Annotated in this window: 24 protein-coding genes; 15 read left to right on the top strand and 9 right to left on the bottom strand. The window is 72.0% G+C overall.

Features of this window, described 5'->3' with window-relative positions:
* Positions 1-498: 498 nt before the first annotated feature.
* Together phbB and BM314_RS18200 are read right to left on the bottom strand one after the other, a co-directional pair.
* The gene (phbB, locus tag BM314_RS18205; RefSeq protein ID WP_020090774.1) at positions 499-1,227 is read right to left on the bottom strand and encodes an acetoacetyl-CoA reductase; all 729 of its coding nucleotides are present in this window, start codon (positions 1,225-1,227) and stop codon (positions 499-501) included.
* A 114-nt stretch (positions 1,228-1,341) separates the two neighbouring features.
* A complete protein-coding gene (locus BM314_RS18200; protein WP_091676390.1) occupies positions 1,342-2,526 on the bottom strand; it encodes an acetyl-CoA C-acetyltransferase in 1,185 nt (394 codons plus the stop codon).
* Positions 2,527-2,851: 325 nt separating this feature from the next.
* Here BM314_RS18200 and phaR point away from each other — a divergent pair, with 325 nt between their 5' ends.
* Positions 2,852-3,448 (top strand): polyhydroxyalkanoate synthesis repressor PhaR, encoded by a 597-nt coding sequence (gene phaR / locus BM314_RS18195; protein ID WP_056531522.1) that lies wholly within the window; start codon positions 2,852-2,854, stop codon positions 3,446-3,448.
* Between the two features lie 93 nt (positions 3,449-3,541).
* Positions 3,542-3,856 (top strand): hypothetical protein, encoded by a 315-nt coding sequence (locus BM314_RS18190; protein ID WP_091979372.1) that lies wholly within the window; start codon positions 3,542-3,544, stop codon positions 3,854-3,856.
* A 19-nt stretch (positions 3,857-3,875) separates the two neighbouring features.
* On the opposite strand, the gene rpmF is transcribed toward BM314_RS18190, so the two are convergent.
* Entirely contained in the window at positions 3,876-4,064 is a 189-nt protein-coding gene (gene rpmF / locus BM314_RS18185; RefSeq protein WP_003601373.1) for a 50S ribosomal protein L32, read from the bottom strand.
* 225 nt (positions 4,065-4,289) lie between these two features.
* On the opposite strand from rpmF, the gene BM314_RS18180 reads away from it, so the two are divergent.
* Positions 4,290-4,649 carry a helix-hairpin-helix domain-containing protein gene (locus tag BM314_RS18180; protein WP_091979370.1) on the top strand — a complete coding sequence of 120 codons (360 nt, stop codon included), beginning with the start codon at positions 4,290-4,292 and terminating at the stop codon, positions 4,647-4,649.
* A 3-nt stretch (positions 4,650-4,652) separates the two neighbouring features.
* On the opposite strand, the gene BM314_RS18175 is transcribed toward BM314_RS18180, so the two are convergent.
* Together BM314_RS18175 and BM314_RS18170 are read right to left on the bottom strand one after the other, a co-directional pair.
* On the bottom strand, positions 4,653-5,387 hold the full coding sequence (locus BM314_RS18175; protein ID WP_091979368.1) for a hypothetical protein: 735 nt from the start codon (positions 5,385-5,387) through the stop codon (positions 4,653-4,655).
* On the bottom strand, positions 5,384-5,686 hold the full coding sequence (locus tag BM314_RS18170) for a hypothetical protein (protein WP_091979367.1): 303 nt from the start codon (positions 5,684-5,686) through the stop codon (positions 5,384-5,386). Before BM314_RS18170 ends, BM314_RS18175 begins: the two co-directional genes overlap by 4 nt.
* Before the next feature lie 220 nt (positions 5,687-5,906).
* Between BM314_RS18170 and BM314_RS18165 the strand changes: the two genes are divergently transcribed.
* A complete protein-coding gene (locus BM314_RS18165; protein WP_091979365.1) occupies positions 5,907-8,786 on the top strand; it encodes a phosphoenolpyruvate carboxylase in 2,880 nt (959 codons plus the stop codon).
* A 9-nt stretch (positions 8,787-8,795) separates the two neighbouring features.
* Here BM314_RS18165 and BM314_RS18160 read toward each other — a convergent pair whose 3' ends face one another.
* Positions 8,796-9,251: an NfeD family protein gene (locus BM314_RS18160; protein ID WP_056531510.1), complete on the bottom strand. Its 456-nt coding sequence runs from the start codon at positions 9,249-9,251 to the stop codon at positions 8,796-8,798.
* A 5-nt stretch (positions 9,252-9,256) separates the two neighbouring features.
* Entirely contained in the window at positions 9,257-10,237 is a 981-nt protein-coding gene (locus BM314_RS18155; RefSeq protein WP_056531508.1) for an SPFH domain-containing protein, read from the bottom strand.
* Positions 10,238-10,567: 330 nt separating this feature from the next.
* On the opposite strand from BM314_RS18155, the gene BM314_RS18150 reads away from it, so the two are divergent.
* The 3 genes from BM314_RS18150 (at position 10,568) to BM314_RS18140 (ending at position 13,895) form a co-directional block, all read left to right on the top strand.
* Positions 10,568-11,662, top strand: a complete 1,095-nt coding sequence (locus tag BM314_RS18150; protein ID WP_020090784.1) for a glycosyltransferase family 4 protein — start codon at positions 10,568-10,570, stop codon at positions 11,660-11,662.
* 107 nt (positions 11,663-11,769) lie between these two features.
* The gene (locus BM314_RS18145; protein WP_091979363.1) at positions 11,770-12,864 is read left to right on the top strand and encodes a glycosyltransferase family 2 protein; all 1,095 of its coding nucleotides are present in this window, start codon (positions 11,770-11,772) and stop codon (positions 12,862-12,864) included.
* On the top strand, positions 12,861-13,895 hold the full coding sequence (locus BM314_RS18140; protein ID WP_091979361.1) for a glycosyltransferase: 1,035 nt from the start codon (positions 12,861-12,863) through the stop codon (positions 13,893-13,895). The genes BM314_RS18145 and BM314_RS18140 overlap by 4 nt, the downstream gene beginning before the upstream one ends.
* Before the next feature lie 72 nt (positions 13,896-13,967).
* On the opposite strand, the gene BM314_RS18135 is transcribed toward BM314_RS18140, so the two are convergent.
* Positions 13,968-14,150 (bottom strand): hypothetical protein, encoded by a 183-nt coding sequence (locus tag BM314_RS18135; RefSeq protein WP_020090787.1) that lies wholly within the window; start codon positions 14,148-14,150, stop codon positions 13,968-13,970.
* Positions 14,151-14,327: 177 nt separating this feature from the next.
* Here BM314_RS18135 and BM314_RS18130 point away from each other — a divergent pair, with 177 nt between their 5' ends.
* The 4 genes from BM314_RS18130 (at position 14,328) to BM314_RS18115 (ending at position 20,103) form a co-directional block, all read left to right on the top strand.
* Positions 14,328-15,611 carry an efflux RND transporter periplasmic adaptor subunit gene (locus tag BM314_RS18130; protein WP_091979410.1) on the top strand — a complete coding sequence of 428 codons (1,284 nt, stop codon included), beginning with the start codon at positions 14,328-14,330 and terminating at the stop codon, positions 15,609-15,611.
* 21 nt (positions 15,612-15,632) lie between these two features.
* A complete protein-coding gene (locus tag BM314_RS18125; protein ID WP_091979359.1) occupies positions 15,633-18,770 on the top strand; it encodes an efflux RND transporter permease subunit in 3,138 nt (1,045 codons plus the stop codon).
* Between the two features lie 124 nt (positions 18,771-18,894).
* A complete protein-coding gene (locus tag BM314_RS18120) occupies positions 18,895-19,452 on the top strand; it encodes a DUF4337 domain-containing protein (protein WP_091676362.1) in 558 nt (185 codons plus the stop codon).
* 123 nt (positions 19,453-19,575) lie between these two features.
* Positions 19,576-20,103, top strand: coding sequence for a phosphate-starvation-inducible PsiE family protein (locus tag BM314_RS18115; protein WP_091979408.1), 528 nt, complete (start codon positions 19,576-19,578; stop codon positions 20,101-20,103).
* A 187-nt stretch (positions 20,104-20,290) separates the two neighbouring features.
* Here the strand turns inward: BM314_RS18115 and BM314_RS18110 are convergent, their stop codons facing one another.
* Complete coding sequence (locus BM314_RS18110) at positions 20,291-20,809, bottom strand: TspO/MBR family protein (protein ID WP_091979357.1); 519 nt, start codon at positions 20,807-20,809, stop codon at positions 20,291-20,293.
* A 107-nt stretch (positions 20,810-20,916) separates the two neighbouring features.
* On the opposite strand from BM314_RS18110, the gene BM314_RS18105 reads away from it, so the two are divergent.
* The 4 genes from BM314_RS18105 to BM314_RS18090 all read left to right on the top strand — a co-directional run bounded on the left by BM314_RS18105 (position 20,917) and on the right by BM314_RS18090 (position 25,223).
* Positions 20,917-22,119, top strand: coding sequence for a trans-sulfuration enzyme family protein (locus BM314_RS18105; RefSeq protein ID WP_091979355.1), 1,203 nt, complete (start codon positions 20,917-20,919; stop codon positions 22,117-22,119).
* 92 nt (positions 22,120-22,211) lie between these two features.
* Positions 22,212-22,691 (top strand): hypothetical protein, encoded by a 480-nt coding sequence (locus BM314_RS18100; RefSeq protein ID WP_020090794.1) that lies wholly within the window; start codon positions 22,212-22,214, stop codon positions 22,689-22,691.
* A gap of 259 nt (positions 22,692-22,950) precedes the next feature.
* On the top strand, positions 22,951-23,880 hold the full coding sequence (locus tag BM314_RS18095) for an AEC family transporter (protein ID WP_091979353.1): 930 nt from the start codon (positions 22,951-22,953) through the stop codon (positions 23,878-23,880).
* 113 nt (positions 23,881-23,993) lie between these two features.
* Positions 23,994-25,223 (top strand): acyl-CoA dehydrogenase, encoded by a 1,230-nt coding sequence (locus BM314_RS18090; protein ID WP_091676352.1) that lies wholly within the window; start codon positions 23,994-23,996, stop codon positions 25,221-25,223.
* The last annotated feature ends 19 nt before the right edge of the window (positions 25,224-25,242 follow it).

The raw sequence follows: 25,242 nt of genomic DNA, 5'->3' as shown, positions 1-25,242 counted from the left end.
AGAACAATTCTGGCTCGCGCCGATAAACTGAACGCCGAATTTACCGTAAAACCAGTTGTTCATGATCCTCAGGACCTCGATTTCTATCGGCAGGACCATCCGTGAGCCGATGGAAGGAGGTCTATACGAGGCCGTTCGAATTGTTCGTGTCTCAGAACACGCGGGCCGGCGGCTCGATCGCTGCCCGCAATGCCCGTTATCCCGCCCGACGCGCGATTCCGCACGCGGGGAAGGACTTTCGTCACGCTTGATGGGTCGGATGGTGCGGGCCCGCGACCAAGGCCGGCGGCGCGCGCGGCGCGTGGGCCGGACCGGCGCGGCCCGGGACGGTCTCGGTCGCCGGCAGGCGGGACCCGGCGCGGGGAGCGCCGTCGTCGGGCTCGGCCGCGCGGAGTGTCGGAAGGAACGCTCACCGGACGGAGAGTTGCGCGTCCGGCGCGGTGGGGCGGCTCGCCCACAGGGCGGGCGCGCCGGGTCGATCCGGCGCGCCCGCGGCGATCAGACGAAGTGCTGGCCGCCGTTGATGGTCAGCGTCGAGCCGTTCACGAAGCCGGCCTCGTCGCTGGCGAGATACTCGACCGCGTGGGCGATCTCGTCGGCCTCGCCGAGGCGGCCGGTCGGGATCGTGGAGATGATCTTGTTGCGGATGTCCTCCGCCACCGCCATCACCATCTCGGTGGCGATGTAGCCCGGCGCCACCACGTTGACCGTGATGCCCTTCGAGGCGCTCTCCTGCGCGAGCGCCTTGGCGAAGCCGATCACGCCGGCCTTGGCGGCCGAGTAGTTGGTCTGCCCGGCCTGGCCCTTCTGGCCGTTGATCGACGAGATGATGATGATGCGGCCGAAGTTGCGGCTGCGCATGCCCTCGATCAGCGGACGGGTGCAGGTGAACATCGAGTCGAGGTTGGTCTTGATGACCGCCTGCCACTTCTCGAACGTCATCTTGTGGAAGGCGCCGTCCCGGGTGATGCCGGCGTTGTTCACCAGGATGTCCACCGGGCCGAGCTCGGCCTCGATCGCCTTGATGCCGGCCTCGCAGCTCGCGAGATCGCCCACGTCGAACTTGAAGACGGGGATGCCGGTCTCGGCCTTGAAGGCGTTGGCCGCCTCGTCGTTGCCGGCGTAGTTGGCGGCGACCTTGTAGCCCTTGTCCTTGAGCCGCTTCGAGATCGCCGCGCCGATGCCGCGGGTGCCGCCCGTCACGAGGGCGACGCGTCCTTGAGCCATTGTTTCCTCCTGTTCGCATCACTTGATGCCGCGTGCGGATGGCGTCCGCACGCGATTTTTTCTGATTTCGGCCTTAAGTCTATGTTGTGGGCCGATACTGTCGTGACAGACCGATCAGGTCCGCTCGACGCACATCGCCACGCCCATGCCGCCGCCGATGCAGAGCGTGGCGAGGCCCTTCTTGGCGTCGCGGCGCTTCATCTCGTGGAGCAGGGTGACGAGGACGCGGGCGCCCGAGGCACCGATCGGGTGGCCGATGGCGATGGCGCCGCCGTTGACGTTCACCTTCGCGTCGTCCCAGCCCATGTCCTTGTTCACGGCCAGCGCCTGGGCCGCGAAGGCCTCGTTCGCCTCGATCAGGTCGAGGTCGGACGGCTTCCAGCCGGCCTTCTCCAGGGCCTTGCGCGAGGCCGGGATCGGGCCGGTGCCCATCACCTTCGGGTCGACGCCCGCGGTCGCCCAGGACTTGATCCGGGCGAGCGGGGTCAGGCCGCGGCGCTCGGCCTCCGAGGCCGACATCAGCACCAGGGCGGCGGCGCCGTCGTTGAGGCCGGAGGCGTTGGCGGCCGTGACGGTGCCGTCCTTGGTGAAGGCCGGCTTCAGCTTGCCCATCGCCTCCAGGGTGGCGCCGTCGCGGATGTACTCGTCGGTGTCGACGATCGTGTCGCCCTTCTTCCCCGGCACCGTGACGGGGACGATCTCGTCCTTGAACCGGCCCTCCTTGCGGGCGGCCTCGGCCTTGTTCTGCGAGCGGGTCGCGAACTGGTCCTGCTGCTCGCGGGTGAGCTGGAAGGCCTGGGCGACGTTCTCGGCGGTCTGGCCCATGTGGTAGCCGTTGAAGGCGTCCCAGAGCCCGTCCTTGATCATCGTGTCGACGAGCTTCACGTCGCCCATCTTCTGGCCGCCGCGCAGGTACTGCGCGTGGGGCGACAGCGACATCGATTCCTGGCCGCCGGCCACGATGACCTTGGCGTCGCCGTTGGCGATCTGCTGCATGCCGATCGCGACCGTGCGCAGGCCCGAGCCGCAGACCTGGTTGAGGCCCCAGGCGGTGGCCTTCTCGGGGATGCCGGCCTTGATGGCCGCCTGCCGGGCGGGGTTCTGGCCGGCGCCCGCGGTGAGGACCTGGCCGAAGATCACCTCGTCCACCTCGTCGGGCGAGACCTTGGCGCGCTCCAGGGCGGCCTTGATCGCCGTCGCGCCGAGCTCGTGGGCCGGCACCGCCCCGAAGGCGCCGCCGAACGAGCCGACCGGCGTGCGCGCCGCCCCGACGATGACGATCTCTTCGCTGCCTGCCATGTGAACGTTCTCCTCTCGCGAGCCGGCGCGCCTTCCACGTCCCGGGGCGCGCTCTGTGCCGGCCCTGGGATGAAGGGCCTGAGGTGGGCGAAGTCAAGGTTGTGGATCAACGCGCCAAACGCGCCGATGACGCGACCGCGAGACTGAAATGGCGCGACCGCCCCGACCGCTCTGCATTATTCTGCGTTGAACAGCTGCAGTTTGCTGTTTTCTGCGCCCGGGGAAGGCTTTAAGGATCGTGTTGCGGGCGCGAAGACAGCCCCCGTCAGACAGCACCGCGCGTCTGCAACGCCCCCCGGTCCCGAGTCCAGAAAGGCCGTTCCCGATGGCGGATACCGTCAAGGCCACCCAGACCGTCATCAAGAAGTACGCCAACCGGCGCCTCTATCACACCGGCACCTCGACGTACGTGACGCTGGAGGACCTCGCCACGATGGTGCAGAACGGCGAGGATTTCGTCGTCTACGACGCGCGCACGGGCGACGACATCACGCGCTCGGTCCTGACGCAGATCATCTTCGAGCAGGAGAACAAGGCCGGCGCCGAGAACCTGCTCCCGGTGGCGTTCCTGCGCCAGCTGATCCGCTTCTACGGCGACAGCATGCGCACGATGGTGCCGAGCTTCCTCGAATTCTCGATGGCGAACTTCGCCAAGGACCAGGACGGCCTGCGCGAGAAATTCGCCCAGAGCTTCGGCCCGGCGGCGTTCCAGAACGCCATCGAGCAGCAGGTGCGCACCAACATGAACTTCTTCGGCGATGCCATGAAGATGTTCACGGGCTTCGCCCCGCCCGCGCCGGGAGCCCAGCCGACGGCGCCGGCCGCGACTCAGCCCGCGACCTACGGGGGCGGCGAGCTGGACGATCTCAAGCGCCAGATGCTGGAGATGCAGCAGCGCCTGGAGGCGCTCGCGAAAAAGTAATTCGGCCGGACCGACCGGACGAAGGGTTGACGATCGGTAAACGTCGGCCCCACCTTTGCGACACGGGCACGGAAACGTGCGGAGAATGTGCGCATGGTGCGTATCGGAACAGTCAGCCGTCTCGGCCCGACACAGGTCCGCTCCACCCGGCGCGCGCCGGTCCCGGACGCGGAAACCTCCCCCGAGACGGCGCGGACGGAGGTCCAGGCGCTCGCCCTGATCGACGGGGGCCGGCCCGACGAGCCGCCCGCCCCCCGGACAGCGGAACGCGCGGCCGCGGGGAGACCCCGCGCCGGCTTCATCGCGCAGTTGCTGACGGCGGGCGATCCGACGCTGCTGCCGTCGCGCCTGGAACGGACCCGGATGGCCGCCGCGCGCTACGCGGAGGCCGCGCGGCGCCTCGCCTGAGGCGCCGCCCTCGCGAGGCTCAGGCCTCGGCCGACTTCACCTTCAGGACCTGACGGCCGCGGTACATGCCGGTCTTCAGGTCGATGTGGTGCGGACGGCGCAGCTCGCCGGAATCCTTGTCCTCGACGTAGGTCGGCGCCTTGAGGGCGTCGGCCGAGCGGCGCATGCCGCGGCGGGAGGGGGAGGTCTTTCGCTTCGGAACGGCCATGGCTGGATCCTTCGTGACGCCGCGGACAAAGCGGCGCGCGGGCGGCTCCTCGATCGAGGATCGCCACGCACACCGCGGGATACGGATGAGGCCGGGCTTATAGCTCCGGCGCCGGCCCGTGACTAGGGGTGCCGGACCACAACCGTTAAGGGCGGGTTCAAGCGGAGCGGCGCAGATCTGGCCGGACGGCACCGCGGTGCGGGCCGCGCCTCTCGGGAGAACGCCATGGCTTCCTCCACCAAAACCCTCGCCCTCCTCGCCCTCCTGTCGAGCCTCGTCGCGGCCCCAGCCCTGGCGCAGGCGCCGCAGGCGCCGACGACCGCGGCACCGACGGCCCCCGCGAAGCCCGCGGCCCCGAGCGCGCCCGTCGCCGGATCGCCGAACGCCGCCAAGGGGGCGCTGATCGATCTCAACAGCGCCAGCACCGAGGAGCTCGACGCGCTGCCCGGCATCGGCGCGGCGCGCGCGGCCGCGATCATCAAGGGACGGCCGTATCGCGGGAAGGACGATCTCGTCTCCAAGAAGATCATCCCGCAGAACGTCTACGACGGCATCAAGGACAAGGTCATCGCCAAGCAGAAGTAGCCGCTACTCGGCGATCGCCCCCTGAGGCATGGAGAAGCCGGGGGGCGTCTTCGGGGCCGCCGCCGCCTTCGGTGCCGCCTGGCGGGGCGCCTTCTTGCGGGCCTCGGCCTTCGGCACCTTCGGCGCCTTGACGGCGGGCGCCGCCTCGCAGGCGCGGAAGGTCAGCTGCGCCAAGGGCGTCCCCTCCTCGCTGACGATCGCGATCGGATCGGGGAAGGTCGGCAGCGTCGGCTCCCAGTGGATCGAACCGCCCAGCATCGCCTCGATGCCCGACGCGGCGCCGCCGCGCCGCAGCGTCGTGAAATCGGGGCCGTAGGCCGTGGCGACCTTTCCGGCGATCACCACCTGGAGAACCTCGTTCACCTCGGGCGTGAGCGGCCTGAGCGGGTTCGTCGTGCGGACCTGCCCGGCCCGCGTGATCACCATCTTGAACCCCTTGGCGCTCTCGAAGCGGGCCGCCTGCGTCCCGCAGGGCTGCTCGAGGGTCGGGCCGGCGGCGGGCGTAGGGCTCGCCGCCTGAGGGGCGGCTTGACCTGGCGGCGCCGTCGCGGCGGGCGCGGCCGGCGCAGGCGCGGCCGGTGCGGGCGCGACTTGCGCGGGCGCAGCCTGGGGAGGCGCGGCCGGTGCCGGAACGGCCGCCGCCGACTTGCCGGCGGGCGCGGCCGTCGCCTGCATCGTCGACAGGCAGAGAGGACCGGCGAGCAGCAGCCCGGCCACCCCGCGCGCGCATCGCTTCATCGCCCGGCTCCCGGCGGATCTCCGCGGAGCGCCGCGTCGCGCTGCGTCCGGTCGAGGGCGCGGATCGGCTCCAGTTCGATCGCGTCCAGATCGAGCACGCGCGGGTCGAGCACCTGGGCGCTGCGGTCGATCGGGCTCTTGCGCGGTCCGACCGAGCCGATGACGAGGTCCTCGTCCTCGATGTCGAGTTCGGAACCCATGCGCAGGGGCTCGCGCCGGCCGCGCGCCGCCATCGCGGCCACGGCGACGATGGCGACAGCGATGACCAGAATAGCCAGGATGATGAACAGGCGCTCCATCAGGAGGTCAGCTCTAGCCTGCGGTTCAGGCCGCCGCCACCCCATCCCATCGTCGATATCGCCCCGCCGCGTCGCGGTTGTGTGTCCCCTCACGTCCAACGTCACGTCCCACGTCACGTCCTCGGTCAGTAGCCGGTCAGTCCCGGGTCACGTGCGGAACGCTCCTTGCGTGGGCCGGCGGACCGGGTAGATGCGGGCAGACCGGAGCCGGGACCGACCGATGCAGCACGAGCCGAGCCGCGAGCCCGAGGAACTGGAGGCGCACCTCCTCGGACTGATCGAGGCCGCCCGGGATCAGGCCCGGGAGGACCCGTTCCGCAACCCCGTCCTGGCGGTGACCCTGGCGATCACCCGGCGCTTCGACCGGAACGAGATCTCGACGGGCGACCTCGACGGCCTGTTCGTGCGCCTGCGTGCCGCAGCGCTGGCGGCGCGGGCGGAACGGCTGCGGGCCTATGTCGGGCTCGATGCCGGGCCGGAGGATCCGCAGGCGGCGATCCCCGCGCGGCTCGTGGCGGCGGCACCCGACCGGCCGGACGGCGTCGAGGCCTTCGCGGCCCTGATCCACCGCACCGCCTTCGCGGTGGTGTTCACGGCCCACCCCACCTTCGGCATGCCGCGGGCCGTCGCGGGCCTCCTCGCCGAGGCCGCGAGCCTGCCCGACACCAAGGACCGCGCCGGGCTGGTCGCGCGCGCGGCGGCCCTGTCGACCCGACCGGACGCGCCGATCACCCTGGATGTCGAGTTCGAGCAGGCCTGCGCGGCGGCCAATAACGGCCGTCTCGCCCTCGACGCCTTCAACGGCGCCCTTCTCGACGCCGCCCGCGCCCGCTGGCCCGACCGCTGGACCGAACTGACGCCCCGCCCCTTCGCCATCGCCAGCTGGGTCGGCTGCGACACCGACGGGCGGACCGATATCGGCTGGTGGGACACCCTGCGCTACCGGCTGATCTCGAAGCGCATGCAGTTCGACCGGGTAATGCGCGACCTGCCCGAGATCCCGGCCTGCCGGGAGGTCCGGGCGCTCGCCGAGAACGCCCTGGCGGCGGTGAACCGCCAGCTCACGGTGGCGCCGCGCCTCGGCGACCAGCCGTCCCTCGAGGCGGTGCACCGCTTCGCCCTGGCGCTCATCATCGAGCGGGAGCGCGCCCAGACCGATGCCGGCGCCCTCGTCGCCGCACTAACCAAGGCCCTGGAGGCCGCCGACGACGCGGCCGACCAGCGCCGGATCGCCGTCCTGCGCGCGGGCGTCGCGACGCACGGCCTGTCGAACGCCCTGCCGCATTTCCGGCTGAACGCCAGCCAGATCCACAACGCGGTGCGGCGGGTGATCGACCTGGAGGGCGAGCCCACCGACGCGGCCCGGCGCCGCTCGCACCTCGCGACGATCCACACGCTGCTGAACGATGTCCGCCCGGTGGCGGTCGATTTCGGGGCGCTCGCGGCCGAGCGGGCCTCGGCCGCGCGGCTGATGATGACGATCGCCCAGATCCTCAAGCACGTGGACGGCACCCATCCGGTGCGCTTCCTCATCGCCGAGACCGAGACCGGCTACACCCTGCTCGCCGCCCTCTGGCTCGCGCGCCACTACGGCATCGCCGACAAGCTCGAGATCACGCCGCTGTTCGAGACGGCGAGCGCGCTGGAGCAGGGCATCCGGGTGCTCGACGACGCCCTGCGCAACCCGCACTGGCGGCAGTACCTGAAGCGCATCGGCCGGCTCACCGTGCAGTTCGGCTACTCCGATTCGGGCCGCTACGTCGGCCAGCTCGCGGCGACCTTCTGGATCGAGCGGCTGCGGCTGCGCATCACCGAGATGCTGGTCCAGAACGGCCTGTCCGACGTCGAGCTCGCGATCTTCGACACGCACGGCGAATCGATCGGGCGCGGCGCGCATCCGACCTCCCTGCGCGACCGCCTCGCCTACCTCGCCCCGGAGGATGCCCGGGACCGGGCCCGCAAGGCCGGCATCCGCGTCCGGCTCGAATCGAGCTTCCAGGGCACCGACGGCTACCTGCTGTACGGCACCGAGGCGCTGGCGCGCGCCAGCGTCGCCCGCATCGCCGAGCACGTCTACGCGCTCGACGTGACGGAGGAGGACTCGTTCTCGGACTACGCCCTGAACGACCGACCGAGGACCTCCGACGGCAAGGTCGACCCGATCTACGCCGAGCCGGATTTCGCCCTCGAATTCTTCACCGCAGCCCGCCAGGACATGGAGTCGCTGGTCGACGACCCGGGCTACGCGGCGCTCCTCGGCACCTTCGGCCCGAGTCTGATCGACCGGACCGGGTCGCGCCCGGTGGCGCGCCAGACCGACAACGGCGGCCCGGCGCGGATCACCCATCCGCGCCAGATGCGGGCGATCCCCAACAACGCGATCCTGCACCAGCTCGGCTTCCTGGCGAACTCCCTCCACGGGATCGGCCGGGCGGCCCAGCGCGGCCCCGACCTGTTCCGCGACATGCGGCGCGATTCGGTACGCTTCTCCCGGGCCTTCCGGCTGGTCCAGCACGCCGCCTCAGTCGGCGACCTCGACGTGCTGCGGGCCTACATCGACACCCTGGACCCGGCCGTGTGGCTGGAGCGGGCGCGGCGCACCCAGAAGGATTTCCGCCGGGACGAGCTGGTGGTGATCTCCGGGGCGCTGGAGCGCCTCGACCTCGCCCCAGCGCTGCGGAACCTGTTCGGACGCCTGACCCGGGACTGGCTCGCCCTGAGCGCTGCCGCCCCGGACCTGCCCGCCATGTCGGCCCGGCTGACGCTGCTCCACGCCCTGCGCCTCGCCCTGATCCACCGGATCTGGTTCCTGGCGGTGCACATCCCGGGCTTCCGGCCGCAGGCGGGCATCTCCCGCGAGCAGCTGCTGGAGCGCTTCCTGCGGCTGGACATCGACGGCTGCCTGAAGCTCCTCGACGCGATCTTCCCGGTCACGCCGGACCCGACGCTGGGCCTGAACTTCGGCGAGCCGGCCGGCCCGCGCGACGTCGGCACCTACGAGGCGGAGCACGCCAACCTGTTCCAGCCGATCCGCCGGATGTTCGATCAGGTGCGGGAGATCTCGGGGATGATCCAGCACGAGGTCGGGGCGTTCGGGTAGGCGCGGTCCTCAGGCCGCCTCCACCCGCAGGACCGTGCCGCCGATCCCGGTGACGCGCACCCGGCGACCGGCGGGCAGGTCGGGCCCCTCGACCCGCCACAGCGTGTCGTCGAAGCGGATCCGGCCCGCGCCCCGCACGATCGGCTCGTCGAGCACGCCCTCGCGCCCGATCAGGCCGCGGTCGGCGCGGTTCAGGTCCGGCCCGGCCCGCCTGCCGCGGTGCTGGAGGCGGGCCGCGAGCGCCACCAGGGCGACGGCGAGACCGGCGAACAGCAGGGTCTGGCCCTGCCAGGGCATGGGCAGCGCCGCGGCCGCGAGGCCGGTCGCGACGGCGGCGAGGCCGAGCCAGATCAGGAACACGCCGGGCAGCAGGATCTCGGCACCGGCGAGCACGAGGCCGGCGATGACCCAGCTCCAGGCCGCCCCGAGGGCCCCGAGGGTTCCGGCGAGGGAATCGAGCGTCACCGGCGTCAGGCCCGCGGCGCCGCGACGTTCGGCGGGGTCCCGGTGCGCCGGGGCGCGGCGGCGCCGTCGCCGAAGACCGTGCGGGTGAGCTCGCCGATGCCGCCGAGCGTGCCGGCGAGGGCCGCCGCCTCGATCGGCACCACCACGACCCGCTGGTTCGGCGCGGTGGCGATCGCCCGCACCGCGTCGACGTACTTCTCGGCCACGAGGAAGTTCGCCGCCGCGATGTCGCCCTCGGCGATCGCCCGGCTGACCATCCCGGTCGCCGCCGCCTCGGCCTCGGCCGAGCGCTCCCGCGCCTCCGCGTCGCGGAACGCGGCCTCGCGCCGGCCCTCCGCCTCCAGGATCGCCGATTGCTTGCGCCCCTCGGCCCGCAGGATCTCGGCGGCGCGCTGCCCCTCCGCCTCCAGGATCGAGGCGCGCTTCTCGCGCTCGGCCTTCATCTGCCGGGCCATCGCCCCGGCGAGGTCGGCCGGGAGCACGATGTCCTTGATCTCGATCCGGTTGATCTTGACGCCCCAGGGCGAGGCCGCCGCGTCCATCACCCGGAGCAGGCGCTCGTTGATCTCGTCGCGGTGGGCGAGGAGCTGGTCGAGATCCATCGAGCCGACCACGGTGCGGATGTTGGTCATGGTCAGGGTCGTGGCCGCGAGGTCGAGGCTCGAGACCTCGTAGGAGGCGCGCGCCGCGTCGAGCACTTGGTAGAACACCACCGCGTCGATGGTGACGCCGGCATTGTCGCGGGTGAAGGCCTGCTGGCTCGGCACGTCGATGACCTGCTCCATCACGTTGACCTTGCGGCCGATCCGCTCGACGAAGGGCGTGATCAGGCCGAGGCCGGCGTCGAGGCTGCGGGCGTAGCGGCCGAAGCGCTCCACCGTGTAGACGTGGCCCTGGGGCACGATCTTCACGCCCGCGGCCAGGGTGATGATCGCCAGCACCGCCAAGCCCACGGCGAACACGCTCAGCCCCAACGGAAGCCCCATCGACACCCCTCCCCTGACGGCGCCACGGCCGGCGCGGCCGCGCAGCCTAACAGGCCGATCGGGGCTCCGCGACCGCGTGTCCGCGGGGCAGCCCGGAGGCGTGCCGCGCCGCGGCGTGAACGGTCACCCGCGGATGTCGATCATCAATGGTTCAGGCCGCCGCGCTTAGGAAGCCGGCAAGCGTCGCGTTCGTCGTCGCTCGGACCCCGTCAACGCAACGCTTGTTGAAGAAATATTCGGCATGATCCCCGCCACCCTCGCTGCGGAAAGAAGTCCTTTCGCGCCGCTGCGGGCGGCAGAAATCCCCACCCAACCGGACTCGGTGCGCGCGTGAAGATCGCTGTCCTCGCACATCTGAAATACCCGATCGGCCAGCCCTACGCCGGCGGCCTGGAGATGCACACGCATCTCCTGACCGTCGCGCTGAAGCGGCACGGGCACGACGTCACGCTGTTCGCGAGCCGCGGGTCCGACCCGGCGCTCGACCCGGTCATGCTCTGCGATCCGACCGGGGACGCGCTCCTCGACCCGGAGCGGGAGGAGGCGATCGACCGGGAGGAGGAGGATGCCTACCGGCGCATGATGGAGATGGTCGCGGCCGGAGGCTTCGATCTCGTCCACAACAACGCGCTGCACGCCCTGCCGCTGCGCGAGAGCGCCCGGCTCGGCCTGCCCTGGGTCACCGTGCTGCACACGCCGCCCTTCGACTCCCTGGTCGGCGGCGTCGTCCAGGCCGACCCCGACATGGCCTTCCTGGCGGTGTCCCCGTCGCTGGCGCAGGAATGGGCGCATCTCGTGCCGGGCGCCCAGGTGGTCGACAACGGCGTGGACCTCTCGACCTTCGCGTTCTCACACGCTGCCGACGATACGCCCTTCGCCTTCTGGTCGGGCCGGATCGTGCCCGAGAAGGGTCTGCACCTCGCGATCGACGCGGCGCGCGCCGCCGGGCTGCCGCTGACCTTCGCGGGTCCCAAGCTCAATCCCGGCTACTGGGCCGCCGAGATCGCCCCGCGTCTCGGGCCGGACCTGACGCATCTCGGCCATCTCTCCCACCGGGACCTCGCCCATCATCTCGGCCGGGCCCGCGTGGCGATCGTCTCGCCGCGCTGGGAGGAGCCCTTCGGCCTCGTCGTGGCGGAGGCCCTCGCCTGCGGCACGCCGGTCGCCGCCTTCCGGCGCGGCGCCATGCCCGACATCCTGGACGCGTCCTGCGGCCGCCTTGCCCGCCCGGACGATCCGCAGGATCTCTCGGTGGCGATCCGGGAGGCCGCCGGCCTGTCGCGCCGGGCCTGCCGCGACCGCGCCGAGGCGCTCTACGACGCCGCCGCCATGACCGGGCGCTATCTGGAGGCCTACGACGCCGTGATCGCGCGCTGCGCCGAGCGGGCACGGCCGGCCCTGCGCGTCGCCGGAGGACGCGGCTGAACGGCGCGGATCCGCGCGCCGCAATCCGCACCCGAGCCCGGAGCCCGGCGGCATGACGGGCCGCCCCTGACCTCCGCGGCGCACGAGGGTGCCACGGGAGACCTGCCATGACCACCGACGCCGACCATCCGGCCCCGCCCCCCTGCGTCGTCTGCATCCCCGCCCGGAACGAGGCCGAGCGCCTGCCGCGCCTGCTCGCCTCCCTGGCCGCGCAGAACGGCGTCTCGGCGCGGGCGCCCCTGCGCGTCGTGGTGCTGGCCAACAACTGCACGGACGGGACCGTCCAGGCGGTGCGGGACGTCGAGGCCTCGGGCATCCTCGCGACCCTGAGCCTCCGGCTGATCGCGGTCGAGCTCGGCGGCGCGGACGCCCATGTCGGCACGGCGCGGCGCATGGCGCTCGATGCCGGTGCCGAGTGGCTGGAGGCGGACGGGGAGCCGGACGGCATCCTCCTGACCACCGACGCGGATGCCCGCCTGCCGGCCGAGTGGGTCGCGGCCAACCTCCGCGCGCTGGAGGCCGCCGACATCGTCGGTGGCCGGCTGGTGATCGACGACGACGGCACGCCGGACCCCGCCCTGACGGACCTGCACGCGCGCATCGAGCGCTACTGGTCCGGCGTCCGGCGCCTGGAGGATCTGCTCGACCCGCCGCCCTACGATCCCGCCCCCCGTCACGGCGACCATACCGGCGCGAGCCTCGCCGTTCCCGCGATCTTGTACCGGGCGGTCGGCGGGCTGCCGGCGCTGCCCTGCGGCGAGGACAACGCCCTCGTCGGGCTGCTGCGCGCCAACGGCGCGCGCCTGCGCCACTGCCCGGACGTGCAGGTGCTGGTCTCGTCGCGCCACCAGGGGCGGGTCTCGGGCGGCATGGCCACCGAGATGCTGCGCCGGACCCGCGTCCTCGACGGGGAGGCCTACCTGCTGCCGGAGGCCGCGCACTGGCAGGCGCTGATCCTGCGCCGCGCGGCCCTGCGCCGGGCCTTCCACCTCGACCCGCAGGGCCGCGCCGCGGCCTGCGCGCGGCTCGGTCTCGACGCCGACGACCTCGCCGCCGTCGGGGCCTGCCCGAACGACATCGCCTTCGTGGAGCGGGCCGACCGGATCCTCGAGTCGCGCAGCCCGCCGGCGCGGGACTGCGCCCTCGACCAGGCGGTCGCCGATCTCGACGCCCTCGCGTCGTCCCTGAGGGACGCCGCGTGACCCGGGGCATCGGCTGGTACGTCCATCACCAGGGCGCCGGCCATCTCCAGCGGGCCCGGGCCGTCGCCGGTGCTCTGGACCGGCCCTGCACGATCCTCGGGACGCTGGCCGGGTTCGACACCGCCGGCCTCGACACCGTCGACCTGCCCGACGACCGCCCCCTCGGCGACCCGGCCTTCGACGGCCGGGACGGCGCGACCGAGCGGCCCGAGGCGCTGCACTACGCGCCGCTCAACCATCCGGGGGTCCGCGCGCGGATGGCGCGCATCGCCGCCTGGGCGGAGCGGGCCGAGCCGGCCCTCCTGGTCGTCGATGTCTCGGTGGAGGTGGCGCTCCTGGCGCGCCTCCTGTCGGTGCCGACCCTGGTGGTGAGACTCGCCGGGACGCGGACCGACCGGCCGCATCTGGAGGCCTTCCGCGGCGCGACGCGGCTGCTGGCCCCCTTCCCCGAGGCGCTCGACGGCGCGGGCGTGCCGGACTGGGTCCGGGCCAAGACGCTGTACACGGGCTTCCTGGGCGCGCCGGCGCAGGCCCCGATCGAGGCGGGACGCGAGATCGTGGTCGTGTTCGGCCGCGGCGGCGCGGGGGGCGACCTCGCGGATCTCGCCGCGGCCGCGCGGGCGGTGCCGGACCGGCCGTGGCACGTGTTGGGGCCGGTCTCAGGCTCGGGCGCCGTCCCCGGCAATCTGCACCTGCACGGCTGGGTCCCGGACGTCGAGGCGCGGGTCGCCCGGGCGGCTTTGCTGGTGGGCGGCGGCGGCGACGGCGTGGTCGCCCTCGCGGCCGCGCAGCGGAAGCGCTTCGTCTGCCTCCCGGAGGAGCGTGCCTACGGGGAGCAGACCGAGAAGGCCGAGGCTCTGGCCCGGCTCGGGGCCGCGATCGTTCATCCCAGCTGGCCCTCGGCCGCGGCGTGGCCCGGCCTCATCGCGGCGGCCCTCGCCATCGACCCATCGGTGATCGGCGGCCTGCACGACCCGGACGCTGTCCGGACCTGCGCCGCGACGATCCAGACTTTGATCGCGGATCTCTGAACGGCCGGGCCGCGACGGAGCGGGCGGTCGCCGCGCCGGCGCGGGTGCCTCAGTCCGCACTCATGTCCGGACTCAGGATATCAGGTCGAGCTTCGCGGCCTCGATCCCGTCGGCGCGGATCGTGTCCGGCAGGGACGAGAAGTCGCGATAGCCCGCCTCGCGCGCCATGGCGTCGAGGGCCGTCTGCTCGTCGTCGGCCGCCCCCGTCCAGAGCACCGCGCCGCTCTTCGTCTGCCTAATCTGGAAAATGCTCATCGACCCCTCCCCGGTCCCGAGAAGACCATCGGCCTATTAACGTCGCTATTCGTGGCTGGTTGCAGGTTGAGCGCCGTGAACGGCCGCGCTCCGGCCGCCCCGATCACCTGCGGCGCGAGGCCCGGCGACGGCCCCGCCGGATGGCGCTATGCTCGACCTCCGGTGGAGTGGCTCGCCATGAAAACGCCGACCTGCCCAGCGAGGGAGAGGCAATACCAGTCCAGCGCCGATTGCGAGGCCCCCGTCGTGAACTCCGTCCGTTGGCGCGCGCCCCGCCTCAGTCTCCTGTGCGGGCTCGCGATCCTCGCCGGGGCGCCGGCCAGGGCCGTCGAGACCGCCGCCGTTCCCGACGCGGCCGCCATCGCGCCCGCCGTCACCGTGGTCCCGGCCGAGAACCGCGAGATCGTCGAGCGGGCGGTCGTTACCGGCACGCTGGTCCCACGGGACGAGATCCTCGTCTCCCCGGAGGTCGAGGGCCTGCGCATCACCGATCTCCTCGTCGAGGAGGGCGACCGCGTCACCAAGGGACAGGTTCTCGCCAAGCTGTCGCTGGAGATGATCGTCACCCAGGAGGCCTCGAACGCCGCGGCGATCGCCCGGGCCGAGGCGGCCATCGTCCAGGCCCAGAGCCAGATCGTCCAGGCGGAGGCGGCTAACGTCGAAGCCAAGCAGTCGCTGGAGCGGGCCCAGGCGCTCGCCAAGACTGGGAACGCAACCGCGGCCGTGCTGGAACAGCGCGTCTCGGCGGCGCAGGGGGCGGAAGGGCGCCTCGCCGCCGCCAGGGGCGGCCTGCAATCGGCGCAGGCCGACCTCGCCACCGCCCGGGCGGCCGGCGCCGAGATCGCCCTGCGGCGTGCCCGCACCGATATCCGGGCGCCGGAGGCCGGCATCATCAATCGCCGCACCGCCCGGATCGGCGCCACAGCCACCGCGGTGGGCGAGCCGCTGTTCCGGCTGATCGCCCGGGGCGAGATCGAGTTGGAAGGCGAGGTGCCGGAGACGTCGCTGGCGCGCATCCACGTCGGCAACCCAGCGAGCCTCGACCTCGATGATGGCCGCCGCCTCGTCGGCAAGGTGCGCCGGGTCTACCCAGAGGTCGACCGGGCCACGCGGCTCGGCAAGGTGCGCATCCGCCTCGGCGACGATCCGGCCCTGCGCATCGGCGCCTTCGCGCGCGGCAACGTCGAGATCGCGCGCCGCACCGGCGTGGCCGTGCCGGTTTCCAGCCTGCTCTACGCGGCCGACGGCCGCGCCAGCGTGCTCGTGGTGAAGGACGGGCGCGTCGAGGCGCGGTCCGTGACCGCGGGGCTCTCCGCCGACGGCTTCACGGAACTCCGCTCCGGCGTGGCGGCCGGCGAGAGCGTCGTGGCCCGCGCCGGAAGCTTCCTGCGCGACGGCGACCGGGTGCGCCCCGTGCCGGCGCCCACCAGCACGCCGATCGCCGACGCGGCCCCGCGGTAGGACGAGTCGAAGGATCCGGCCATGCGCCTCAACGTCTCCGCCTGGGCGATCCGCAGGCCCCTGCCCTCGGTGGTCCTGTTCCTGGTCCTGATGATCCTCGGGCTCGTGAGCTTCCGCGCGCTGCCGATCACCCGGTTCCCCAACATCGACATCCCGATCGTCTCGGTGACGATCACCCAGTCGGGCGCCGCGCCCGCCGAACTCCAGACCCAGGTCACCAAGTGGGTCGAGGATTCGGTCGCCGGCGTGAAGGGCGTCAAGCACATCCTCTCGACGATCACGGAGGGCACCTCCACCACCACGATCGAGTTCCGCCTGGAGGTGAACCAGGACCGGGCGACCAACGACGTCAAGGACGCGATCGCCAAGATCCGCCAGAACCTGCCGCGGACGATCGACGAGCCGATCGTCTCGCGCGTGGAGATCGCCGGCCTTCCGATCATGGTCTACGGCGCCTCAGCGCCCGCCATGACGCCCGAGGACCTGTCGTGGTTCGTGGACGACGTCGTCGCCCGGGGCTTGCAGAGCGTGAAGGGCGTCGGCGGCGTCGAGCGCCTCGGCGGCGTCGCCCGCGAGATCCGCGTCACCCTGAAGCCCGACCGCCTGCTGGCGCTGGGCATCACCGCCGCGGACGTGAACCGGCAGCTGCGCCTGACCTCGGCCGACATGGCCGGCGGCCGGGCCGAGGTCGGCGGCCAGGAGCAGTCCATCCGGGCGCTCGCCGCCTCGGCGAGCCTCGACACGCTCGCCAAGACCTCCATCGTGGTGCCGGGCAACCGCAAGGTCCGCCTCGACGAGCTCGCGACCCTGTCGGACACCGCCGAGGAACCCCGCACCTTCGCGCGCTTCAACGGCGAGCCGGTGGTCGCCTTCGCGATCTCCCGCGCCAGCGGCGCCAGCGACGCCGACGTGTCGATGGGCGTCGCCAAGAAGATCGCGGCGCTCCACGCGGCCAATCCCAACGTGCGGTTCGACCTGATCGACACCAGCGTCGTCAACACGATCGGCAACTACCACTCGGCCATGATGGGCCTGATCGAGGGGGCCCTCCTCGCCGTCGTGGTGGTCCTGCTGTTCCTGCGCGACTGGCGCGCGACGTTGATCGCCGCGGTGGCGCTGCCCCTCTCGGTGCTGCCAACCTTCTGGGTGATGAGCGCCCTGGGCTTCTCGCTCAACGCCGTCAGCCTGCTGGCGATCACGCTCGTCACCGGCATCCTGGTGGACGACGCGATCGTGGAGATCGAGAACATCGTCCGGCACATGCGGATGGGGAAGTCGCCCTACCGCGCGTCCCTCGAGGCCGCCGACGAGATCGGCCTCGCGGTCATCGCCATCACGGCGACGATCATCGCGATCTTCTCGCCGGTGTCGTTCATGGGCGGCATCGCCGGCCAGTACTTCAAGCAGTTCGGCCTGACCATCGCGGCCGCGGTGTTCATGTCGCTGCTCGTGGCGCGCCTGATCACGCCGCTGCTCGCCGCCTACTTCCTGCGCGACCACGGGCCGGACCACGAGCGGGACGGCGTCGTCATGCGCGGCTACACCCGCCTCGTGGCGTGGTCGGTCCGGCACAAGTTCATCACGCTGGTGCTCGGCCTCGCGTGCTTTGCCGGCTCCATCGCCTCCACGGGCCTGCTGCCCGCGGGCTTCCTGCCGGCCGAGGACCAGGCCCGCACCCTGTTCGTGGTGGAGCTGCCGCCGGGCGCCCGGCTCCAGGACACGGTCCGGGTCACCGACCGCATCGAGGAGAAGATCCGCGCGCTGCCCGAGGTGAAGAGCGTGTTCGTGGACGGCGGCCGCCAGCTGCCGGCCAAGAAGGAGGTGCGCCTCGCGAGCCTCACCATCAACCTCACGCCGAAGAACAGCCGCGACAAGACCCAGAAGCAGATCGACGCCGAGGTCGCGGCGATCCTCCGGGAGGAGCCGGACCTGCGCTTCTGGGCCCTGCGCGAGGGCGGCCAGCGCGACCTCGCGCTGATCATCGCCGGCCCCGACAAGGCCGTGGTGGCCGAGACGGCGGCCAAGCTCCAGCGCGAGGCCCAGCAGGTCCCGCACCTCGTCAACGTCATGTCGACGGCCCCCCTCGACCGGACCGAGGTCCGGATCCGGCCGAAGCCCGCCGTGGCGGCCGATCTCGGCGTCAGCACCGACACCATCGCCGAGACCGTGCGGGTCGGGACGATCGGCGACATCGGCATGAACCTCGCCAAGTTCAACGCCACGGACCGGCAGATCCCGATCCGCGTGCAGCTCCCCGAGAGCGTGCGCGGCCGGCTCTCCGACCTCGAGACCCTGAAGGTGCCGGTGAAGGGCGGGACGGCCGTGCCGCTCGCGACCGTGGCCGACATCAGCCTCGGCCAGGGCCCGACCGGCATCGACCGCTACGACCGCGCCGTGCGCGTCGCGCTCGAGGGCGACATGCAGGGCACCGACGCGCTCGCCGCGCTGATCGGCCAGGTGATGAACCTGCCGACCGCCAAGAACCTGCCGCCCGGCGTCACGATCAGCCAGACCGGCGACGCCGAGGTGATGGGCGAGGTCTTCGAGGGATTCGCGCTGGCCATGGGCGCCGGCCTGATGATGGTCTTCGGCGTGCTGATCCTGCTGTTCGGCAACTTCCTGCAGCCGCTGACCATCCTGTTCTCGCTGCCGCTCTCCATCGGCGGCGCGATCCTGGCGCTCCTGATCTGCCACATGCCGATCTCGATGCCGGTGGTGATCGGTATCCTGATGCTGATGGGCGTCGTGACCAAGAACGCCATCATGCTGGTGGACTTCGCCGTCGAGCAGATCCGCGCCGGCGTCGACCGGAACGTCGCGATCGTCGATGCCGGCCGCAAGCGCGCCCGGCCGATCGTCATGACCACCATCGCCATGGCAGCCGGCATGGTCCCCTCCGCGATGGCCTACGGAATCGGCGGCGAGTTCCGCTCGCCCATGGCGGTGGCGGTGATCGGCGGCCTGATCGTCTCGACGGTGCTGTCGCTCGTCTTCGTGCCGGCAATCTTCGTGCTGATGGACGACCTGTCCCGCCTGCTGACGCGGCTGTTCGGCCGCTTCCTCGGCGAGCGCGACGATCCGGAGGATGCCCCCGTCTTCGATCCGGCCCATCCGGCCAATGACGGGCACCCGCCGCCGCCGCGGATCGCCGCGGAGTAGAGCGGGTCGGCGCGGAGAGCAGGTCGGCGCGGAGAGCGGGTGCCGGATCGGTGTCGCGGATTGCGTCGCGCGCCGCGATGGGCTGTGACTCGGCCCCGCCGAATCAACGGAGACGAGCGAGACGATGTCGGGTGGTCACGGGGCGGTCGAGGGGTCGAACAAGCGCGTGGCGCTGCTGATCTCGGTGCTGGCGCTGTTCCTCGCGTTCAGCGAGACACTGGGCAAGGCGTCCCAGACGGATTCGATCGGCGCCAACGTCGAGGCCGCGAACCAGTGGGCCTATTTCCAGGCCCGCACGATCCGCGCGACGGTGCTCAAGACCGCCGACGAGGCCCTGGCGCTGGTGCCCCCGGGACCGAACCAGGACGCGATCGCCGCCAAGCGCGCCGAGTGGTCGAAGACGCTGGCGCGCTGGGATTCGGAGCCGGCGACCGGCGAGGGCCGCAAGGAGCTGTCCGAGAAGGCCCGCGCCTCGGAGGGCCGGCGCGACCTCGCGCTGCTGCGCTACCACCACTACGAGCTGGCCTCGGCGGCCTTCCAGATCGGGATCGTGCTGGCCTCGGCCGAGGTCATCACCGGGATCAGCCTGCTGGTCTTCGCCGGCGGCTTCCTGGGCCTCGCCGGGGCGGCGCTGCTCGGCTTCGGCTACCTCGCGCCGCACGCCCTGCCGTTCTTCCACTGAGCGGCCCCGGCCGCCGGCAGCGACTTAACGCCACCCCCGATCCCGATCGATCGAGCACAAGCGTCGCCGCACTGGACGCGCGGTCCGGAAGCTGATCGTCTCGGCGCATTCCAGGGGGGAATGATGTCGGAACTTCCAGAAGACCAGGGACGCCTGACGAAGGTCGCCAGCGCGATCTTCCTGCACACCGAGCACGCGATCTACGCGGCGCTCGGCATCCTTCTGGCGCTCACCGCCCTCGTGGCGCTGATCGAGGCCGCCGGCATGACCTGGGAGGCGATGCGGGCGCTCGGCGGCGCTCAGCAGATCCTCGAGGTGATCGACCGGCTGCTGTTCCTGCTCATGCTGATCGAGATCCTGCACACGGTCCGGGTCTCGATGCGGTCGGGGACTCTGACCTGCGAGCCATTCCTGATCGTCGGGCTGATCGCCTCGATCCGGCGGGTTCTGGTGATCACCCTGCAATCGTCGGAGATCATGCACGCCAAGGACTGGTCGCCGGAGAAGCAGGCGCTGTTCCAGGCCTCGATGATCGAGCTCGGCGTGCTGGCGGGTCTGATCCTCACGATGGTGTTCGCGATCTTCCTGCTGCACCGCGCCCGCGACGACGGCAAGCCGGCCGGCGAGGAGAAGCCCGAGCACGTGTCCTGAGATCCGCGCGCCTTCGCGGCGTTCACGAAGGACCTGCACTGATCCGTACGCCTGACGGCGTCCGGATTGCCCTGACCGTCCTTGCGAGCGCAGCGAAGCAATCCAGTTGCGCCACGCCGACCGAGGTAACGCTGCACTGGGTCGCTTCGCTCGCGATGACGGAAGGAAACCGAACCGGAATTGGAAATCAGTTCATCCGCAGGATCGCGGCGTTGAGGAGCGTCGCGAAGGCGACCCAGGCCGCGTAGGGGACGAGGAGCCACGCCGCGAGCCGGTCGAACCGCCAGGTCAGCCGGATCGTCCAGAGCACCATCACCAGCAGCATCGCGACGACGATCAGGCCGGCGCCGATCGCGTGGGCGGTGAAGAAGACCGGCGTCCAGGCGGCGTTGAGCGCGATCTGCACCACGAACGCCGCGAGGGCGAGCCACCAGCCCTGGCGGCTCGGTCCCGTGCGCGGCATGGCGCCGAGCAGGCGCCAGAGCGAGACCGCGATCATCGTGTAGAGGATCGTCCAGGCGACCGGGAACACCCAGTTCGGCGGGTTGAAGGCCGGCTTGTTCAGGCTCGCGTACCAGCCCGGGATCTCCGCCTGGGTCGACACCGAGCCGACGGCGGCCGTGGCCGCGACGGGCAGGATCGCGGCGGCGAGGCGCAGCCAGCGCGGCAGGGGCGATCCCTCGGGGACCTGTGTGGCGGCGGTCATGATCGTCTGTCTCCACGGGGCGCGGCATGTGGCCCGGCATGTGGCGCGGCTTGCCGGCACCCGCGCGCCGTGGCACGCGCCCGTCTCCATCCGCCGAGAATCGCCAGATGTCACAGCCTTACGCGCCGCAGGGTCCGTCGGATACCCGGAGCGACGCCGAGCCGGAATACACGCGCCGGAGCCTCGCCGCCCAGGCCATGGGGCGGATCGAGCCGGAGACGCGGGCGGTGGTGATGCCGCTCCACGTCGCCACCACCTTCATCCGCGATCCCGACAACGGCTACAGCTCCGGCTACAGCTACGCGCGGCCCGACAACGCCACGGTGCGCGAGGCGGAGTCGGTCCTGGCGATGCTGGAGGGCGCCGCCGCCGGCGCGCTGCTGTTCGGCTCGGGGATGGCGGCGGCGACCGCGGTGTTCGGCGCGCTGGAGCCCGGCGACCACGTGGTCGCCGGCACGGTCATGTACTGGGCTCTGAAGCGCTGGCTGCGCGAGGAGGCGCCCCGGCGCGGCCTCACACTGAGTTTCGTGGACACGGACGACGCGGACGCCCTGCGCGCCGCGATCGAGCCCGGCCGGACCAAGCTCGTCTGGATCGAGACCCCCGGCAATCCGCTCTGGACCGTCACCGACATCGCCGCGGCGGCCGAGATCGCCCACGCGGCGGGGGCGCGGCTCGCCGTCGATTCGACGGCCGCCTCACCGGTGCACACGCGCCCTCTGCAACTCGGCGCCGACATCGTGATGCACTCGGCCACCAAGATCCTGAACGGTCATTCCGACGTGGTTGCGGGCGTGCTGGCGGGGGCGCGGGCCGACGCGTTCTGGGAGCGGATCCGGGGGATCCGCGCCGGCAGCGGCGGGATCCTCGGGCCGTTCGAGGCCTACCTGCTGATGCGCTCGCTCCGGACCCTGCACCTGCGGGCGGCCGCGCAGGCGGCGGGCGCCCTGCGCCTCGCCGGGCGCCTGAGCGGGCACCCGCACGTGACCCGCGTCCTCTACCCGGGCCTTCCGGACGATCCCGGCCACGCGGTCGCCTGCCGGCAGATGCGGGACGGGTTCGGCTTCATGCTGTCGATCCGGGTCGCCGGCGGCGAGGCCGGCGCCATCGCCACGGCGGCGCGGGTGCGGCTCTGGAAGCGGGCGACCTCGCTCGGCGGCGTCGAGAGCCTCATCGAGCACCGCGCCTCGGTGGAAGGCCCGGGCAGCCCCTGCCCGCCGGACCTGCTGCGCCTGTCCACCGGCATCGAGGACACGGACGACCTGTACGGCGATCTCGACCAGGCCCTGCGCGGCGCCCACGCGGGCTGATCGTCGCGGGCGCTTGGTGCCGAACCGGCTTTTGGCGCGTTGTGCCGGCAGTTCCGGCGGCGCGAACCGCCACAGATCGCGAGTCTGACGACATGACGACCCGTTCCCGCACGTTGGTCCCCGGCACCTTCGCGCTGCTCATGCTGGCGCTCGCGCCGGCCTCCGCCCGGGCCGACGCGGTGCCCGATCTCGACGTCGAGCGGACCTGCCGGTCGGCTCAGGTCGCCAACACGAGCATCAGCGACAAGGCGAATTACGACGGCTGCATCCGCTCCGAGCGCGATGCCAAGAAGGAGGCCGAGCGCCACTGGAGCAGTTACACGCCCGCCGCGAAGAGCCAGTGCCAGAACCAGTTCAAGGCGGGCGGCTTCCCCTCCTACGTCGAGATGGTGACCTGCCTGGAACTGGCGTCCGGCACGGTGCCGACCCAGAGCGCCGAGGGCGGCCGCGCGGTGGGCGGGCCGGGTGCGCCGAAGGACGTCAAGGTGCAGCGGGAGGGCGGCGCCAACCTGACCAAGGAACCGCCCGCGAGCCAGCGCACGGATCCGATCCAGGTGCTGGAGAACAAGTAGGCGGCGCGGGCGCCGTCACGCGCCGCTGTCGGCCGTGGTGACGAAGGGGACGTCGACGGTCTCGCGGCCGGCGCGTTGCCGGGTGTCGGCATGAGGGCCCGCACCGCTGCGGCGACCCGGGCGCGCTCGGCGGCACGGTGATTCTCCCCCCTCTCGTCCGGCATGCCAGCACGGCTTCCGACGGGGCGCGACGCGGCGCGCGGGCGTGCTATGGGCCGAGTCCTCCCCCCGCGCATCAGCCCCCGCTCCCGCCGGCCCCGTGAACGCCCTCGCCATCATCGCCCCGATCTTCGGGATCGTCCTGATCGGCTGGGCCGCCGCCCTCGCGGGGCTCCTCTCCGACAAGGTCAGCGACGGGCTGTCGGAATACGTCTTCGCCGTCGCCGTCCCGGCGCTGATCATCGCCACGCTGACCAAGCCCGGGATGAGCGGGACCATCGCGTGGTCCTACTGGGTCGCGTACTTCGGCGGCGCGGCGATCTCGTGGTCCGTCGGCACGCTGATCGCCCGGCGGCGGGCCGGGATCGAGCGCCGGGGTGCGATCCTCCACGGCTTCGCGGCGAGCCAGTCGAACACGGTGTTCGTGGGCGTCCCGATGATCCTCCAGGCCTACGGCGAGGAGGGCGCCTTCCCGCTGTTCATGCTGCTGGCCGTCCACCTGCCCCTGATGATGGGCAGCGCCACTTTCCTGATCGAGTCCGATTCCGGCCTGCCGGTCCTGGCGCGGATCCGCGGGCTCGCCCTGGTGCTGCTGCGCAACCCGATCTTCGTGGCGCTGCTGATCGGCATGGCCATGAAGGCCCTCGGCCTCGCGCCGGTCGGCATCGCCCAGTCGCTGATCGACGCCTTCGCCGGCACGGCCTCCACCTGCGCCCTGGTGGCGCTGGGCGCCGGCCTGAAGCGCTACCGGGTGCTGTTCGACCTCAAGGGTGCGCTCGTGATCGCGCTCCTGAAGAACCTCCTGCACCCGCTGGCGGTCTGGCTCCTGGCCTTCCACGTCTTCGCGATGCCGGCCGCCTACGCGGGCGTCGCGACCCTGTTCGCCGCCATGCCGGTGGGGATCAACGCCTACCTGCTGGCGGCGCGCTACCGGACCGAGACCGGCATGGTCGCGGCCTCGGTCCTGGTCTCGACGCTGCTGGCGCCACTCACCACGCTGCTCTGGCTCATGCTCCTCGGCCGGGCGTGACGGCGGCGCCCCGGCGTCACCGCGCGCGTTGGACCGGGCGGCGCACGGGTCTAGGGTAGGGTCAAGCGCGCGGGCCGCGAAGACCCGCGCCACCCTGCAGGCGAGGAATCTCGATGAACGCTCCGATGCGCCCTCCGGGCAGCGCCTCCCCGTCGGCCCCGGCCTCGGCCCGCTTCGTCTGGGACGACCCCTTCCTGCTGGAGGATCAGCTCACCGAGGACGAGCGGGCGATCCGCGACGTCGCTCAGAGCTTCGCGCAGGAGCAGCTGCTGCCCGGGATCGTAGAGGCTTACGCCACCGAGAAGACCGATCCCGGCCTGTTCCGCAAGATGGGCGAGCTCGGCCTGCTCGGCGTGACGCTCCCGGAGGAGTACGGCTGCGCGGGCGCCTCCTACGTGGCCTACGGGCTCGTGGCGCGGGCGGTCGAGGCGGTGGATTCCGGCTACCGCTCGATGATGAGCGTCCAATCCTCCCTCGTGATGTACCCGATCCACGCCTATGGCTCGGAGGAGCAGCGCGAGAAGTTTCTGCCGAAGCTCGCCTCGGGCGAGTGGATCGGCTGCTTCGGCCTCACCGAGCCGGATGCCGGCTCGGACCCGGCCGGCATGAAGACCAAGGCCGAGAAGATCGACGGCGGCTACCGGATCTCCGGCGCCAAGATGTGGATCTCGAACGCCCCCTTCGCGGACGTGTTCGTGGTCTGGGCGAAGTCCGACGCGCACGAGGGCGCGATCCGCGGCTTCGTCCTCGAGAAGGGCATGAAGGGCCTGTCCGCCCCGACGCTGAAGGGCAAGCTGTCCCTGCGCGCCTCCACCACCGGCGAGATCGTCATGGAGGGCGTCGAGGTCGGCGAGGACGCGCTGCTGCCGAACGTCTCCGGGCTGAAGGGGCCGTTCGGCTGCCTCAACCGGGCGCGCTACGGCATCTCGTGGGGCGCGATGGGCGCCGCCGAGGATTGCTGGCACCGTGCCCGCACCTACACGCTGGAGCGCAAGCAGTTCGGCCGGCCCCTGGCGCAGACCCAGCTCGTCCAGAAGAAGCTCGCCGACATGCAGACCGAGATCGCGCTGGGCCTCCAGGCCTCGCTCCGGGTCGGGCGGCTGATGGACGAGGGCAAGATGGCGCCCGAGATGATCTCGCTGGTCAAGCGCAACAATTGCGGCAAGGCGCTGGACATCGCCCGCACCGCCCGGGACATGCACGGCGGCAACGGCATCATGGGCGAGTACCACGTGATGCGCCACGCCCAGAACCTCGAGACGGTGAACACCTACGAGGGCACCCACGACGTTCACGCCCTGATCCTGGGCCGGGCCCAGACGGGGCTGCAGGCGTTCTTCTGAGGCGCGGAGGACGCGCCTC

The sequence above is a fragment of the Methylobacterium sp. 13MFTsu3.1M2 genome (genome assembly GCF_900112625.1).
Lineage (GTDB): Bacteria > Pseudomonadota > Alphaproteobacteria > Rhizobiales > Beijerinckiaceae > Methylobacterium.
This window is presented reverse-complemented; position numbering and strand designations above follow the sequence as displayed.

Excerpts from the sequence above, each read along its gene's own strand:
- phbB (WP_020090774.1), bottom strand. The coding sequence starts at position 1,227 with ATGGCTCAAGGACGCGTCGCCCTCGTGACGGGCGGCACCCGCGGCATC.
- BM314_RS18200 (WP_091676390.1), bottom strand. The coding sequence starts at position 2,526 with ATGGCAGGCAGCGAAGAGATCGTCATCGTCGGGGCGGCGCGCACGCCG.
- phaR (WP_056531522.1), top strand. The coding sequence starts at position 2,852 with ATGGCGGATACCGTCAAGGCCACCCAGACCGTCATCAAGAAGTACGCC.
- BM314_RS18190 (WP_091979372.1), top strand. The coding sequence starts at position 3,542 with ATGGTGCGTATCGGAACAGTCAGCCGTCTCGGCCCGACACAGGTCCGC.
- rpmF (WP_003601373.1), bottom strand. The coding sequence starts at position 4,064 with ATGGCCGTTCCGAAGCGAAAGACCTCCCCCTCCCGCCGCGGCATGCGC.
- BM314_RS18180 (WP_091979370.1), top strand. The coding sequence starts at position 4,290 with ATGGCTTCCTCCACCAAAACCCTCGCCCTCCTCGCCCTCCTGTCGAGC.
- BM314_RS18175 (WP_091979368.1), bottom strand. The coding sequence starts at position 5,387 with ATGAAGCGATGCGCGCGCGGGGTGGCCGGGCTGCTGCTCGCCGGTCCT.
- BM314_RS18170 (WP_091979367.1), bottom strand. The coding sequence starts at position 5,686 with ATGGAGCGCCTGTTCATCATCCTGGCTATTCTGGTCATCGCTGTCGCC.
- BM314_RS18165 (WP_091979365.1), top strand. The coding sequence starts at position 5,907 with ATGCAGCACGAGCCGAGCCGCGAGCCCGAGGAACTGGAGGCGCACCTC.
- BM314_RS18155 (WP_056531508.1), bottom strand. The coding sequence starts at position 10,237 with ATGGGGCTTCCGTTGGGGCTGAGCGTGTTCGCCGTGGGCTTGGCGGTG.
- BM314_RS18145 (WP_091979363.1), top strand. The coding sequence starts at position 11,770 with ATGACCACCGACGCCGACCATCCGGCCCCGCCCCCCTGCGTCGTCTGC.
- BM314_RS18135 (WP_020090787.1), bottom strand. The coding sequence starts at position 14,150 with ATGAGCATTTTCCAGATTAGGCAGACGAAGAGCGGCGCGGTGCTCTGG.
- BM314_RS18130 (WP_091979410.1), top strand. The coding sequence starts at position 14,328 with ATGAAAACGCCGACCTGCCCAGCGAGGGAGAGGCAATACCAGTCCAGC.
- BM314_RS18125 (WP_091979359.1), top strand. The coding sequence starts at position 15,633 with ATGCGCCTCAACGTCTCCGCCTGGGCGATCCGCAGGCCCCTGCCCTCG.
- BM314_RS18120 (WP_091676362.1), top strand. The coding sequence starts at position 18,895 with ATGTCGGGTGGTCACGGGGCGGTCGAGGGGTCGAACAAGCGCGTGGCG.
- BM314_RS18115 (WP_091979408.1), top strand. The coding sequence starts at position 19,576 with ATGTCGGAACTTCCAGAAGACCAGGGACGCCTGACGAAGGTCGCCAGC.
- BM314_RS18110 (WP_091979357.1), bottom strand. The coding sequence starts at position 20,809 with ATGACCGCCGCCACACAGGTCCCCGAGGGATCGCCCCTGCCGCGCTGG.
- BM314_RS18105 (WP_091979355.1), top strand. The coding sequence starts at position 20,917 with ATGTCACAGCCTTACGCGCCGCAGGGTCCGTCGGATACCCGGAGCGAC.
- BM314_RS18100 (WP_020090794.1), top strand. The coding sequence starts at position 22,212 with ATGACGACCCGTTCCCGCACGTTGGTCCCCGGCACCTTCGCGCTGCTC.
- BM314_RS18090 (WP_091676352.1), top strand. The coding sequence starts at position 23,994 with ATGAACGCTCCGATGCGCCCTCCGGGCAGCGCCTCCCCGTCGGCCCCG.